Source organism: Agrococcus jejuensis, assembly GCF_900099705.1.
GTDB lineage: Bacteria > Actinomycetota > Actinomycetes > Actinomycetales > Microbacteriaceae > Agrococcus > Agrococcus jejuensis.
This window is the reverse complement of sequence record NZ_LT629695.1, coordinates 359,901-373,655: the sequence shown is the minus strand read 5'-3', so window position 1 is coordinate 373,655 and position 13,755 is coordinate 359,901. Positions and strand designations below refer to the sequence as shown.

Here is a 13,755-nt window from a genome sequence, read left to right as displayed (position 1 = left end):
GCAGATGGGAGGAGGGGAAGCGTGTCGCGAGTTTGCAGCGAACAGCCATCGATGCCGCCGGCGCGAACCCGACGGATGACCCTCGAAGCGGACCCCAGGAGTGCGGGTCCGTGACTCCATGCTAGGGGTTCTTGGCTCGGTTCGCCTCCAAGTCGTGGATCGGAAGTCCCGTGGCGGCCGCGCTCGCCCGCCAGACGGCGTCGACGAGCGCAGGATCGTGGGTGGCCCGCGAGGCGCGGCCGACGCGCCGCTGGTCGTAGTAGCCGCCGCTCGTCCACGTCGTCATGGGCGCCCACTCGGCGCCGGGCGTGCCGGCGGCCAGCATCGCCAGCGTCTCGCCCGCGTGCTCGTCGGACGTGAGCAGCCGTCGGGCGAGTCCTCGGTACACGAGGCGCAGGGGACTCGTGGAGCCGGTGCCGAACGACGTGGCGACGACGCCCGGATGCAGCGCGACGGCGTGCAGGTCGTCGAGGTGCGCGGCGACGCCGCGCACGAAGAGCACGTTCGCGAGCTTCGCGGTGCCGTATGCGCGCCCGGGGGAGTAGCCGCGGCGCAGCGTGAGGTCGGCGCCCGTCGCGCGGATCGGGATGCGACCCCACCGATGCGCCTCGCTCGCGGTCTGCACGACGATGCCCGCACCGGCGCGCAGCGCGTCGGCGAGCAGGTGCGTGAGCAGGAAGGGTGCGAGGTGGTTGACCTGCATCGTCGCCTCGTTGCCGTCGACCGTGAGGCGCCGCAGGCCGAGGATGCCGCCCGCGTTGCTCACGAGCACGTCGAGGCGGCCGTCCGTCGCGGCGAGCACGTCGGCCGCCAGGGCGCGCACGTCGTCGAGCCGGGAGAGATCGGCGACGAAGCCCGTGCCGCCGACCGCGGCTGCCACGGCCTCGGTGCGGGCCCGGTCGCGGCCCGTCACCAGCACGCGGTGGCCGCGCTCTGCGAGGCGGCGCGCCGCGACGGCGCCGATGCCGTCGGAGGCACCCGTGACGAGGATCGTGCGGCTCACCCTCCCGAGGCTCCCGCATCCTCGCCCGCCGCGTCCACCGTCGTCGGCGCGCCGGGCTCGAATCGGTAGCCCATGCCCGCCTCCGTGAGCAGATGGCGGGGATGCGCGGGCTCGGGCTCGAGCTTCTTGCGCAGCTGCGACACGTACAGGCGCAGGTAGCCGGTGTCGCGCACGTGATGCGTGCCCCACACCTCCTGCAGCAGCGCCTGCCGCGTGACGAGCCGCGAGGGGCTGCGCAGCAGCATGCCGAGCATCTGCCACTCGGTCGGCGTGAGGCGCACGGGCGCGCCCGCCTTCACGACCGTGCGCGCCGCGAGGTCGACGCGCACGTCGGCGAACTGCACGACGGGGTCGGCCTCCTGCGCCGGGATGCGGCGCGTGAGGGCGCGGATGCGGGCGAGCAGCTCGTCGATCTGGAACGGCTTCGTCACGTAGTCGTCGGCGCCCGCGTCGAGCGCCTCGACCTTGTCGGCGGCACCCGTGCGGCCCGAGACGACGAGGATCGGCGTCGCCGACCAGCCGCGGATCGCCTCGATCACCTCGACGCCGTCGAGCCGCGGCATGCCGAGGTCGAGCATCACGAGGTCGGGGTGCTCGTCGATCGCGACGCGCACGGCATCGGCGCCGTCGCCCGCCGTGATGACGTCGTAGCCCTTGGCGCCGAGCGTGATGCGCAGCGCCCGCAGCAGCTGCGGGTCGTCGTCGGCGATGAGCACCTTCACGACGCCTCCTCGATCGGCTCGGGCACGGCATCCAGCGCATCCGCGGCCTGCAGCGTCACGACCATCGTGAGGCCGCCGCCGGGCGTGTCCTCGGCCTCGAGCGTGCCGCCCATCCCCTCGACGAAGCCGCGGGACAGCGCGAGGCCGAGCCCGAGGCCCGTCGTGTTGTCGGTGTCGCCGAGGCGTTGGAACGGCACGAACACGTCGTCGCGGCGCTCGGGCGGGATGCCGGGGCCGTGGTCGACGATGCGCAGCTCGACGACGCCCGCGAACGTGCTCGTCGCGACGCGCACGCAGGAGCCCTCGGGGGCGTGGCGCTGCGCGTTGGCGACGAGGTTCACGACGACGCGCTGCAGCAGCACGGCGTCGGCGACGACGTCGGTCGCGTCGCCGAGGTCGAGCTCGACGTCGTCGGGGCCGAGCGAGAGCTCCTCGAGCGCGGGCAGCACGACGTCGGCGGGGTCGACGCGCGTCGCCGACACCGCGAGCACGCCCGCCTGCAGCCGCGACACGTCGAGCAGGTCGGTCACGAGGGTCGTGAGGGCCGCGAGCGACTCCTCGGCCGTCGCGAGCAGCTCGGCGCGATCCTCCTCCGACAGGCGAGCGCCGGCGGCGCGCAGCCCGCCGACCGCCGCACCGGCGGCCGCGAGCGGGCGACGCAGGTCGTGGCTCAGCGCGGCGAGCAGGGCCGAGCGCACCTTGTCGGTCGCGGCGAGCGGCGCGATCTCGCTCGCCGTCTCGGCGAGGTCGTCGCGCTCGAGCGCCGCCTCGAGCTGCGCGACGATCGCGGCGAGCAGGCGGCGCTCGCTCGCATCGAGATCGCGGCCGTGGAGGTCGAGGGATGCGTCGGCCCCCACGGCGATGCGGGTCGCGTCGCCCGTCGCGGCGCCGGCACTCGCGATGGGCGCGCCGTCGTCGACGAGCACGACGCCGTCGAGCGCGAACGCCTCGCGGGCGCGGTCGACCAGGGCCTGCACCGCTCCGGTGCCGCGCAGCACGCTTCCCGCGACGGTCGCGAGCAGCTCGGCCTCGGCGGCGGCGCGGCGCGCGGCGCGCGTCTGCCGGGCGGCGCGGTCGACGACGATGCTCACGAGCACGGCGATGACGACGTACAGCGCGAGTGCGGCGGCGTGCGTGAGGTCGTCGACGGCGATCGAGAACAGCGGCTGCACGAACAGCACGTCGAGCACGAGCCCGCTCATGACGGCGGCGAACACCGCGGGCCACAGGCCGCCGACGAGGGCGACGACCACGACGAGCAGCTGGAACGCGAGCACGTCGGTCGTGATCGACTCGGGGCTCCGCACGCTCCACAGCGCCCACGTGAGCAGCGGCCCGGCCGTGAGGGCGAGCGCGAAGCCCGCGAGTCGGCGCCGCAGCGACAGCGCCCCGCCGAGGCGCGGCAGCCGGGCACGCAGCCTGCCGCCCGCCGCCGAGTGCGTGACGACGTGCACGTCGATCGTGCCGGCCTTCGCGATGACCGTCTGGCCGATGCCGGCACCCGTCAACGCGGTCTGCAGCCGCCCGCGACGGGATGCGCCGATCACGAGCTGCGTCGCGTTCACGGCCTTCGCGAATCCCACGAGGGCCTCGGGCACGTCGTCGCCGACGATCTGGTGGTAGCTGCCGCCCAGCTGCTCGACGAGCGCTCGCTGCCTGGCGAGCGCATCCGGATCGCCCGCGCGCAGGCCGTCCTGCTGCGTCACGTGCACCGCGAGCAGCTCGCCGCCCGACGAGCGCGCCGCGATGCGCGCCCCGCGGCGCAGCAGCGTCTCGCCCTCGCGGCCGCCCGTGAGCGTCACGACGACGCGTTCGCGCGCCTCCCACGGCGTGTCGATGCCCTGCTCGGCCCGGTACCGCTGCAGTGCCTGATCGACCTCGTCGGCGAGCCACAGGAGGGCGAGCTCGCGCAGCGCCGTGAGGTTGCCGAGCCGGAAGTAGTTCGAGAGCGCAGCGTCGATGCGCTCGGCCGGGTACACGCGGCCGCCCGCGAGCCGGTCGCGCAGCGCCTGCGGCGACAGGTCGACGACCTCGACGGTGTCGGCGGCGCGCAGCACGCGATCGGGGATCGTCTCGCGCTGCACGATGCCCGTGATGCGCTGCACGACGTCGTGCAAGGACTCGATGTGCTGGATGTTGACGGTCGAGATCACGTCGATGCCCGCGTCGAGCAGCGCGCCGACGTCCTGCCAGCGCTTCTCGTGCCGCGATCCGGGCGCGTTCGTGTGCGCGAGCTCGTCGACGAGCGCGACGTCGGGTGCGCGCGTCAGCACGGCGTCGAGGTCCATCTCGTCGAGCGTCATGCCGCGGTGGGCGACGTCGCGGCGCTCGACGACCTCGAGTCCCTCGACCATCGCCGCCGTCGCCGCGCGGCCGTGGGTCTCCACGAGGGCGACGACGACATCGTGGCCCTCGCGGCGCAGGCGCGCGCCCTCCTCGAGCATCGCGTAGGTCTTGCCCACGCCGGGGGCGGCACCCAGCAGCACGCGCAGCCGCCCCCGTGCCATGTCAGCCCTCCAGCTCGTCGAGCGCCACGTTGAGCGCCAGCACGTTCACCGTAGCCTCGCCGACGAAGCCCGCGAGCGGCGCATCCGTGTGCTCCGCGACGAGCTGCTCGACCGTCGCGACGTCGAGGCCGCGCGCCGCGGCCACGCGGTCGACCTGGATCGCGGCGTACGCGGGCGAGATGTGCGGGTCGAGGCCCGATCCCGAGGCCGTGACGGCGTCGGCGGGCACGTCCGACGGGTCGACGCCCTCGAACGCCGACACCTGGGCGATGCGCTCCTCGACGGCCGCGACGAGGTCGGCGTGCTCGGGTCCCCAGTTGGACCCGGACGACGACGCGCCGTCGTAGCCGTCGCCCGCGGAGGAGGGCCGAGGCTGGAAGTACTGCGCGAGGGGAGCACCATCGGCGTCGGCGAACGGCTGCCCGACGAGTGACGAGCCGACGACCTCGCCCGATTCGTCGGTCACGAGCGATCCGTTCGCCTGCGCCGGCATGACGAGCTGGCCGATGCCGAGCACGACGCCCGTGTAGAGCACGCCGGCGACGACCGTGAAGACGGCGACGGCGCGCACCGACACCCAGAGGGTGCGGAGGGAGCTGCGGGTGGTGGACATGACGTGCCTCTCAGAAGCCGGGGACGAGGCGCACGACGAGGTCGATGAGCCAGATGCCGAGGAAGGGTGCGACGAGACCGCCGAGCCCGTAGACGAGCAGGTTGCGGCCGAGCAGCCTGGAGGCTGCGACCGGCCGGTACCGCACGCCTCGCAGGGCGAGCGGGATGAGCGCCACGATGACGATGGCGTTGAAGATGACGGCCGACAGCACCGCGGATGCGGGGGAGTGCAGCCCCATGACGTTGAGCACCTGCAGGCCGGGGAAGACGCCTGCGAACATCGCGGGGATGATCGCGAAGTACTTCGCGACGTCGTTCGCGATCGAGAACGTCGTGAGCGCGCCGCGCGTGATGAGCAGCTGCTTGCCGATGCGCACGACGTCGATGAGCTTCGTCGGGTCGGAGTCGAGGTCGACCATGTTGCCGGCCTCCTTCGCCGCCGACGTGCCCGACTGCATCGCCACGCCCACGTCGGCCTGCGCGAGCGCGGGCGCGTCGTTCGTGCCGTCGCCCGTCATCGCGACGAGGTTGCCGCCCTCCTGCTCCTTCCTGATGAGCGCGAGCTTGTCCTCGGGGGTCGCCTCGGCGAGGTAGTCGTCGACGCCCGCCTCCTTCGCGATCGCCGCCGCCGTGAGCGGGTTGTCGCCTGTGATCATCACGGTGCGGATGCCCATGGCACGCAGCTCGGCGAAGCGCTCGGCGATGCCCTCCTTCACGACGTCCTTCAGGTGCACGACGCCGAGCGCCCGTGCTGCACCCTCCGCCGGGGCGACCGCGACGACGAGCGGCGTGCCGCCCGACTGCGAGATCGCATCCGTCGCCGCCTCGAGCTCGCGGCGCTGCGTCGCGTCGAGCGCGGCGCCCTCGGCGTCGAGCCACGCCGTGACGGCCGAGACGGCACCCTTGCGGATGCGCGTGCCGTCGGGCCGGTCGAGGCCCGACATGCGCGTCTCGGCGGTGAAGGGCACGACGTCGCCGCGCTCGCGATCGGCCACGTCGAGGCCCTCGGCGCGGGCGAGGTCGACGATCGACTGGCCCTCGGGCGTCGGATCGGCGAGCGACGACGCGGCGGCGAGGCCGAGCAGCTCGGTGCGCTCGACGCCCGCGAGCGGCACGACGTCCGACGCGCGTCGGTTGCCGTAGGTGATGGTGCCGGTCTTGTCGAGCAGCAGCGTCGTGACGTCGCCCGCCGCCTCGACGGCGCGGCCCGACATCGCGAGCACGCCGCGCTGCACCAGGCGGTCCATGCCGGCGATGCCGATCGCGCTGAGCAGCGCGCCGATCGTCGTCGGGATGAGGCACACGAGCAGCGCCACGAGCACGGCGAGCGACACGGGGCTCGCCGCGTACGACGCGATGGGGTTGAGCGTGAGCGTCACGAGCACGAACACGATCGACAGCGAGGCGAGCAGGATGTCGAGCGCGATCTCGTTCGGCGTCTTCTGGCGCGCCGCCCCCTCGACGAGCGCGATCATCCGGTCGACGAACGTCTCGCCGGGCTTGGCCGTGATGCGCACGACGATGCGGTCGGACAGCACGCGCGTGCCGCCCGTCACGGCCGAGCGGTCGCCGCCCGACTCGCGGATGACCGGGGCGGACTCGCCCGTGATCGCCGACTCGTCGACCGAGGCGACGCCGTGCACGACGTCGCCGTCGCCCGGCACGAGCTCGCCCGCGGTCACGACCACGTGGTCGCCCAGGCGCAGGTCGCTCGACGCGACCTGCTCCATCGACGCACGCTCGGCGCCGACGTCGCCGTCGGCGTCGTACGCCTCGACGCGGTTCGCCATCGTGCTCGTGCGCGTCTGGCGCAGCGTGTCGGCCTGCGCCTTGCCGCGCCCCTCGGCGATGGCCTCGGCGAGGTTGGCGAACAGCACCGTGAGCCACAGCCACGCGGCGATGATCGCCGTGAACGCGACGGGCACGGGCGTGCCGCCCGACGTGCCCGGGCCGCCGAGGAAGGGCTCCGCGATGGCGATGACGGTCGTGAGCACCGCGCCGACCCACACGATGAGCATCACGGGGTTGTGCCACAGGTGGCGCGGGTCGAGCCTGCGCACGGCGCCGGGCATGGCCTGCGCGACCTGCGCCCACGAGATCCCTCGGCCGGCGGGTGCCTGCGCGGTGGCGGACGCCGTCGGCGCCTCGGTGGTGACGGTGGTCATGCGACCAGCCCTTCTGCGAGCGGACCGAGCGCGAGCACCGGGAAGTAGGTGAGCGCGGTCACGAGGATGATGACGCCGGTCGTGAGGCCGACGAACAGCGGCGTGTGGGTGGGCAGCGTGCCCGCCGTCGTCGGCACGCGATCCTGGCTCGCGAGCGAGCCGGCGAGCGCGAGCACGAGGATGATCGGCACGAGTCGGCCGAGCAGGATCGCGACGCCGAGGGCGACGGTGAACCAGTCGGTGTCGGCCGTGAGCCCCGCGAAGGCGGAGCCGTTGTTGTTCGCCGCCGATGTGAACGCGTAGAGCACCTCGGTGAGGCCGTGCACGCCGGGGTTCCAGATCGACGTCGCCTCGACATCGGCGCGCACGGCGGGGATCGCGAACGACAGCGCCGTGCCGCCGAGCACGAGCGTCGGCGTCACGAGGATCGACAGGGCTGCGAGCTTGATCTCCTTGGCGGTGATCTTCTTGCCGAGGTACTCGGGCGTGCGGCCCACGAGCAGGCCGGCGACGAACACGGCGATGATCGCGAGCACGAGGATGCCGTACAGGCCGGCGCCGACGCCGCCGGGGGCGACCTCGCCGAGCATCATCGCGACGAGCGGCATCATGCCGCCGAGCGCGGTCCACGAGTCGTGCATCGAGTTGACGGCGCCCGTCGACGTGCCCGTCGAGGCGATGCCGAACAGCACCGAGCCGTCGACGCCGAAGCGCGTCTCCTTGCCCTCCATCGCGGCGCCCGCGAGCTGCGTCGCCGTGCCGCCCGCTGCGGTCTCGAACGCCATCGCCGCCGCCCAGAGCGCGAGGAAGAGCACGCCCATCACCGCGAGGATCGCGTATCCCTGGCGCCGGTCGCCGACCATGGTGCCGAACATCCGCGGCATCGCCGAGGGGATGAGCAGCATGAGCAGCACCTGCAGCAGGTTCGTGAGCCCCGTGGGGTTCTCGAACGGATGCGCGGAGTTCGCGTTGTAGAAGCCGCCACCGTTGGTGCCGAGCAGGCGGATGGCCTCCTGCGACGCGACGGGACCGCCCGGCAGGGTCTGCGTGAGGCCCGCGAGGGTCTGCACGTCCTGGAAGCCGGCGAGGTTCTGCACGACGCCGGCGGCGAGCAGCACGAGCGCGGCGAGCAGCGAGATCGGCAGCAGCACGCGCACGGTGCCGCGGGTCAGGTCGATCCAGAAGCTGCCGATCGTGCCGGTCGAGCGGTACGCGAAGCCGCGCACGAGCGCGACGGCGACGGCCATGCCGACGGCGGCGGAGACGACGTTCTGCACGACGAGGCCGAGCGCCTGCACCGCGTAGCCCATCGTGGGCTCCGCGAGGTACGACTGCCAGTTCGTGTTGGCCGTGAACGAGATCGCCGTGTTGAACGACAGCCACTCGGGCACGGCCGGCAGGCCGAGCGAGTACGGCAGCACGGGCTGCAGCCGCTGCAGCAGGTAGACGGCGAGGATGCCGACCAGCGAGAACGCGAGCACCGAGCGCGCGTACGCCTGCCACGTCTGCTCCGACCGCGGGTCGACGCCCATGACGCGGTACAGGCCGCGCTCGACGCGCAGGTCCTTCGTCGACGTGTAGGTGTGGGCGAGGAGGTCGCCGAGGGGACGGTGCACGATCGCGAGCGCGACGAGCACCGTGACGAGGCTGAGGCCGCCGGTGAGCCAGGCGGAGGCGACGGGGTCCATCAGAACCGCTCCGGCCGCAGCAGGGCTGCGACGAGCAGGCCGATGGCGGCGACGCCGAGCACGACGCCGAGGATCTCGAGCACGATCACAGCCGCTCGACCCCCTTCACGAGCAGCCCGAGCAGGGCGAAGAGGGCGACGACGGTCGCCACGACGATGACGTCGAGCATGGGATCTGCGTCCAGACGTTCGATGCGACGCATCCGGCGCGGGATGCGGGCGCCCGGCGGGGCGCCGAGAGCGATCCAACGCCTGCGCACGGGTGGTGGACGGGCATCCTCACGGAACCCTCACGGCACGGCTGCGACCCTGACGGCATCCGCACGGCTCCGGTATCCTGGAGCCTGGTGTGCCGGGAAGCCTGGTCGGCTCGTCACGATTCGAGTCGTGACGGTTGCGCGATCAGGGGAGTCCCATGACCACCATCACCGTGCCGGGCGCGCGAGTGCGCCGCATGCTGCGGCAGGAGACCACGAGCGGGGTGCTGCTGCTCGTCGCGGCGCTCGCCGCCATCGTGTGGGCGAACACGCCGTGGCGCGACGGGTACGCCGCGCTGTCCGAGACGGTCGTCGGCCCGGCGGCGCTGCATCTCGACCTGTCGCTCGCGACGTGGGCCGCCGACGGCCTGCTCGCGATCTTCTTCTTCGTCGTCGGCGTCGAGCTCAAGCACGAGATCGTCGCCGGAGCCCTGCGCGACCCGCGCCAGGCGGCCGTGCCCGTGCTCGCCGCCATCGGCGGCATGGCGCTGCCCGCCGTGATCTTCGCCACCGTCGTGCTCGCGATGGGCGACGTGGGCGCCGCGTCCGGCTGGGCGATCCCCACCGCGACCGACATCGCCTTCGCGCTCGCGATCCTCGCCGTCTTCGGCCGTGGGCTGCCCGTGCCGCTGCGCACGTTCCTGCTCACGCTCGCCGTCGTCGACGACCTGCTGGCCATCACGGTCATCGCCGTCTTCTACACCGCGTCGATCGACCTGCTGGCGCTCGCGGGCGCGCTCGTCGCCGTCGCGGTCTTCGGCGTGCTCGCGCGCCTGCGCCGCATGCCGTGGTGGGCCATGATCCCCGTCGCCCTCGTCGCATGGTGGCTCATGCACGAGGCCGGCGTGCACGCGACCGTCGCCGGCGTGCTGCTGGGCGCGACGATCCCCGCGCGAGCCGTGCACGGCGAGACCGAGGCGCGCACGCATCGCGTCGAGCACGTCGTGCGCCCGATCTCGTCGGGCATCGCGCTGCCGATCTTCGCGTTCTTCGCCGCCGGCGTCACCGTCGTCGGTGGCAGCGCGGGTGCGCTGCTCACGCAGCCCGTCGCGCTCGGCATCATGCTTGGCCTCGTCGTCGGCAAGCTGCTCGGCGTGCTCGGCGTCACGATCCTCGTCACGCGTCTCACGCCGCTGCGCCTGCCCGACGGCATCGGCATCCGCGACCTGCGGCCCATCGCGCTGCTGACGGGCATCGGGTTCACGGTGTCGCTGCTCATCGCCGCGCTGTCGTTCCCCGACGCCGTGCACACCGACGCGGCGAAGCTCGCCGTGCTCGTCGCGTCGACGACGGCGGCGATCCTCGCGGCAGTGGACCTGCGGCGGGATGCGCGGCGAGCGCGGTCGCGCGACATGAACGAGGACGGCGTGCCCGACCGCCCGTGGCCGCTGATCGGCGATCCCGAGCCAGCATCCGGCGCTCGCGTCAACCCCGACGACACGGCGGGGGAGCGCGCGTAGCGTCCACCGCGAGAGGAGGGCGCCATGACCGACGAGCACGTGCAGGGCACGGACCCCGACATCGCGACCGAGGGGGTCGCCGCGGGCGGCCATCAGGACCGCGCCGAGCAGTGGGAGAAGGACGACGGTGCCGAGAGCACCCACGACGGGAGCCCGCAGGACACCGCGGACCAGTGGGTGAGCGAGGGCGGGTCATCGAAGGAGACCCAGGACGCCGCCGAGCAATGGAGCGGCGACGACGCAGCACCGGGCGCGCAGGACACCGCGGCGCAGTGGTACGAGGAGGGCGACCAGCGCGGCGAGCGCTGACGTCCCCCGATGTTCCATCGCTGCCGCTAGCATCGGCGGCGATGGGACATCTCACCTACGCCGGCGCGACCGAGTACCAGATCGAGGATCGGATGCTCGCGCACCTCAAGACGGTCATCGCGTCGAAGCTGCGCCGCCAGGAGTCCTTCCTGGTGTCGTGGACGGTCGAGCCCGACTCGGGCTCCGGCCGCGTGAGCCTGTGGATGTCGCCGTCCGTGCCGCTCGAGTTCCGCTTCGCGGGCTCGCGTCCGCCCCAGCTGAACGGCGTGTGGCTCGAGGTGCTCGCCGAGATGGCGAACACGGCGCGCGGCCTCGTGCTCGTGAGCGAGGCGGAGGCCGAGGCCATCCACCGCGGCGAGGCGCCGCCCGAGCACTGACCCGCTCTGGCGCGCCGCCGGAGGCGCCGCGCGTCACGAGACCCGAGTCACCTCCACGACTGCGGCGGGTGGTCATCGGCCGCTGCGTCGCGTTCGCGACGACGGCCCTCGGCGAAGGATCGGCTCCCCGAGCCGGGCAGATCCGCCTGTCGTCCTTCGATGAGCATCCGGCGCTTGCGTCGACTCCATCCCTGCACCTTCTTCTCGGCGAGGTACGCCTCTTCGATCGTCGGGAAGCCCTCGACGTACACGAGCCTGACCGGCAGCCGCCGCTTCGTGTAGGCGGCGCCGTCGCCGGCCTGATGCTGAGCGAGGCGGTAGCCAGCGTCGATCGCGGAGCCGACGTAGTACGAGCCGTCGGCGCATTCGAGGATGTCCATGTGCGGCATTCGGCGAGCGTGGCGCACCGCACTTCCGTCGCGTTCGGCGGTCGAAGCTGCTGTGGACGACGCCTGCCTGTTCGGGACGCACCGTCCGGGCACTGACTCGGGTCTCGTGACGCGTGCTCGCCCAGGGGCTCGCGCGCTCCTCGACCAGCTGTGGGGGAGGCGGGCCCCTCACTGCGGGTGTCCTCCCCACAGCTGGTCGAGGAGGCCCCGAGCGCAGCGAGGAGCCGTCACGAGACCTCGTGACATGCCCGCTCGGCGCGACCATGCGCGTGGCTGGGCGGGAGCGGTGGTCGCGTGGTCTCGTGACGCGTGCTCGCCCAGGGGCTCGCGCGCTCCTCGACCAGCTGTTGGGGGACCGGCCCCTCATTCCTGCGAGGCGTTCACCTCCAGCTGGTCGAGGAGGCCCCGAGCGCAGCGAGGAGCCGTCACGAGACCTCGTGAGGTGCCCGCTCGACGCGACCATGCGCGTGGCTGGGCAGGAGCGGCGTTCGCGTGGTCTCGTGACGCGTGCTCGCCCAGGGGCTCGCGCGCTCCTCGACCAGCTGTTGGGCACTCCTGGCGCGCCCTCGCGCCTCGGGTGCACCATGGCGGCATCGACGAGGAGGTCGCACCATGGCCACGACGCTCAACCCCTACCTGGCGTTCCCCGGCACCGCCGCCGAGGCGATGGCGTTCTACCATCACGTGCTCGGCGGCACGCTCGACAGCTCGACCTTCGGCGACTCCGGCATGGGGTCGCCCGACGAGGCGCACAAGATCATGCACGCGCAGCTCGAGACCGAGGCCGGCCACACCCTCATGGGCTCCGACATCCCCGACGGGATGCCGCTCGAGCGGGGCACGCCGCAGGTGTCGCTCTCCGGCGACGATGAGACGCTGCTGCGCCGCTGGTGGGAGGGCCTCTCCGACGGCGCGACCGTCATGGAGGACCTGCAGCAGGCGCCGTGGGGCGACATCTTCGGCATGCTGATCGACCGCTACGGCGTGCTGTGGATGGTCAACGTCGTCGCGACGCCGACCGAGTAGCGCCGGCGCTGCGGTCGTAGGCTGGCGGCACCGCCACTGCGAAGGAGCAGCCATGACCGACACGATCGTCGCCGGATACGCCCGCACCCCGTTCGCCCGCTACCTCGGGCAGCTCGCGTCCACGTCGTCCACGGTGCTCGGCGGTCACGCCGGCGCTGCGGCGCTCGCGCAGGCGGGGGTGTCGCCGGAGTCGGTGGAGTCGGTGATCGTCGGCCAGGTGCTGCCCGCCGCCGTCGGTCAGAACCCGCCGCGCCAGGCGGCCGTCGCCGCGGGCGTGCCGATGTCGGTGCCCGCACTCGGCATCAACGCCGTGTGCCTCTCGGGCACCGAGGCCGTCGTCGCCGGCCATCGCATGATCCAGCTCGGCGAGGCCGACGTCGTGCTGGCGATCGGCCAGGAGTCGATGTCGCTCGCGCCGCACGCCGCGCCCATGCGCACGGGTCAGCGCTTCGGCGCCCTGTCGCTCGTCGACACCATGGAGCACGACGGCCTCACCGACGCGTTCGAGCGCCGCTCGATGGGCGCGTCGACCGAGTCGTTCAACGGCGCGCTCGGCGTGAGTCGCGAGGAGCAGGATGCGTTCGCCGCCGCCTCGCACCAGCGGCTCGCCGCAGCGCAGGATGCGGGGCTGCTCGACGACGAGATCGCCCCGATCGAGGTGCGCAAGGGACGCGAGACGGTCACCGTCGCCGCCGACGACGGCGGCAGGCGGGACACGACCGCCGAGTCGCTGTCGCAGCTGCGCCCCGCGTTCGACCGCGAGCACGGCACCATCACGGCGGGCAACGCGTCGCAGATCACCGACGGCGCCGCTGCCGTCGTGCTCGTCTCGAGCCGCTACGCGGCCGAGCACGGCATCGCCGGCCTCGCGAAGGTCCGCGCGTCGGGCTTCGTCGCCGGCCCCGACGTGTCGCTGCACGCGCAGCCGTCGAACGCGATCCTGCAGGCCCTCGGCCGGGCAGGCGCGAGCGCCTCCGACCTCGTCGCCGTCGAGATCAACGAGGCGTTCGCGGCCGTCGGCATCGTGTCGACGCGCGAGCTGGGCGTCGACCCGGCGATCGTGAACGCGAACGGCGGCGCGATCGCGCTCGGCCACCCCATCGGCGCCTCCGGGGCGCGCATCGTCGGCCACCTCGCCCGCCGTCTGCAGCTCGCGGGCTCGGGCGCAGTCGGCGCCGTCGGCATCTGCGGCGGCGGCGGCCAGGGCTCGGCGGTCGTGCTCGAGGCGCTCTAGCCGCGCC

The 13,755-nt window shown here is 73.3% G+C and carries 13 protein-coding genes; 5 read left to right on the top strand and 8 right to left on the bottom strand.

Annotation, left to right across the window (positions count from 1 at the left end):
- Nucleotides 1–121 precede the first annotated feature (121 nt).
- From BLQ67_RS01745 to BLQ67_RS01715, 7 genes are read right to left on the bottom strand one after another with little or no spacing between them, the layout of a single operon-like run.
- Nucleotides 122–1,003, bottom strand: a complete 882-nt coding sequence (locus BLQ67_RS01745; RefSeq protein WP_092501900.1) for an SDR family NAD(P)-dependent oxidoreductase — start codon at nucleotides 1,001–1,003, stop codon at nucleotides 122–124.
- Nucleotides 1,000–1,725, bottom strand: a complete 726-nt coding sequence (locus BLQ67_RS01740; protein ID WP_092501898.1) for a response regulator — start codon at nucleotides 1,723–1,725, stop codon at nucleotides 1,000–1,002. Before BLQ67_RS01740 ends, BLQ67_RS01745 begins: the two co-directional genes overlap by 4 nt.
- Nucleotides 1,722–4,232 carry an ATP-binding protein gene (locus tag BLQ67_RS01735; RefSeq protein ID WP_092501896.1) on the bottom strand — a complete coding sequence of 837 codons (2,511 nt, stop codon included), beginning with the start codon at nucleotides 4,230–4,232 and terminating at the stop codon, nucleotides 1,722–1,724. Before BLQ67_RS01735 ends, BLQ67_RS01740 begins: the two co-directional genes overlap by 4 nt.
- 1 nt (nucleotide 4,233) lies before the next feature.
- The gene (kdpC, locus tag BLQ67_RS01730) at nucleotides 4,234–4,845 is read right to left on the bottom strand and encodes a K(+)-transporting ATPase subunit C (RefSeq protein WP_092501894.1); all 612 of its coding nucleotides are present in this window, start codon (nucleotides 4,843–4,845) and stop codon (nucleotides 4,234–4,236) included.
- Between the two features lie 10 nt (nucleotides 4,846–4,855).
- Nucleotides 4,856–7,009, bottom strand: coding sequence for a potassium-transporting ATPase subunit KdpB (kdpB, locus tag BLQ67_RS01725; RefSeq protein WP_092501892.1), 2,154 nt, complete (start codon nucleotides 7,007–7,009; stop codon nucleotides 4,856–4,858).
- Nucleotides 7,006–8,697, bottom strand: coding sequence for a potassium-transporting ATPase subunit KdpA (gene kdpA, locus BLQ67_RS01720; protein ID WP_092501890.1), 1,692 nt, complete (start codon nucleotides 8,695–8,697; stop codon nucleotides 7,006–7,008). Before kdpA ends, kdpB begins: the two co-directional genes overlap by 4 nt.
- Entirely contained in the window at nucleotides 8,697–8,786 is a 90-nt protein-coding gene (locus tag BLQ67_RS01715; protein WP_092501888.1) for a potassium-transporting ATPase subunit F, read from the bottom strand. Before BLQ67_RS01715 ends, kdpA begins: the two co-directional genes overlap by 1 nt.
- A gap of 325 nt (nucleotides 8,787–9,111) precedes the next feature.
- Here BLQ67_RS01715 and nhaA point away from each other — a divergent pair, with 325 nt between their 5' ends.
- The 3 genes from nhaA to BLQ67_RS01700 are packed head-to-tail and all read left to right on the top strand — an operon-like array spanning nucleotide 9,112 to nucleotide 11,099.
- Nucleotides 9,112–10,413 (top strand): Na+/H+ antiporter NhaA, encoded by a 1,302-nt coding sequence (gene nhaA, locus BLQ67_RS01710; protein ID WP_092501886.1) that lies wholly within the window; start codon nucleotides 9,112–9,114, stop codon nucleotides 10,411–10,413.
- A 24-nt stretch (nucleotides 10,414–10,437) separates the two neighbouring features.
- On the top strand, nucleotides 10,438–10,722 hold the full coding sequence (locus BLQ67_RS01705; protein ID WP_092501884.1) for a hypothetical protein: 285 nt from the start codon (nucleotides 10,438–10,440) through the stop codon (nucleotides 10,720–10,722).
- Between the two features lie 41 nt (nucleotides 10,723–10,763).
- Nucleotides 10,764–11,099: a DUF7882 family protein gene (locus tag BLQ67_RS01700; RefSeq protein WP_092501882.1), complete on the top strand. Its 336-nt coding sequence runs from the start codon at nucleotides 10,764–10,766 to the stop codon at nucleotides 11,097–11,099.
- A 47-nt stretch (nucleotides 11,100–11,146) separates the two neighbouring features.
- Here the strand turns inward: BLQ67_RS01700 and BLQ67_RS01695 are convergent, their stop codons facing one another.
- Complete coding sequence (locus BLQ67_RS01695; protein WP_231945126.1) at nucleotides 11,147–11,479, bottom strand: GIY-YIG nuclease family protein; 333 nt, start codon at nucleotides 11,477–11,479, stop codon at nucleotides 11,147–11,149.
- A 621-nt stretch (nucleotides 11,480–12,100) separates the two neighbouring features.
- On the opposite strand from BLQ67_RS01695, the gene BLQ67_RS01690 reads away from it, so the two are divergent.
- Both BLQ67_RS01690 and BLQ67_RS01685 read left to right on the top strand, forming a co-directional pair.
- Nucleotides 12,101–12,514: a VOC family protein gene (locus BLQ67_RS01690; RefSeq protein ID WP_092501878.1), complete on the top strand. Its 414-nt coding sequence runs from the start codon at nucleotides 12,101–12,103 to the stop codon at nucleotides 12,512–12,514.
- Between the two features lie 52 nt (nucleotides 12,515–12,566).
- Nucleotides 12,567–13,748, top strand: coding sequence for an acetyl-CoA C-acyltransferase (locus BLQ67_RS01685; protein WP_092501876.1), 1,182 nt, complete (start codon nucleotides 12,567–12,569; stop codon nucleotides 13,746–13,748).
- Nucleotides 13,749–13,755: the final 7 nt, after the last annotated feature.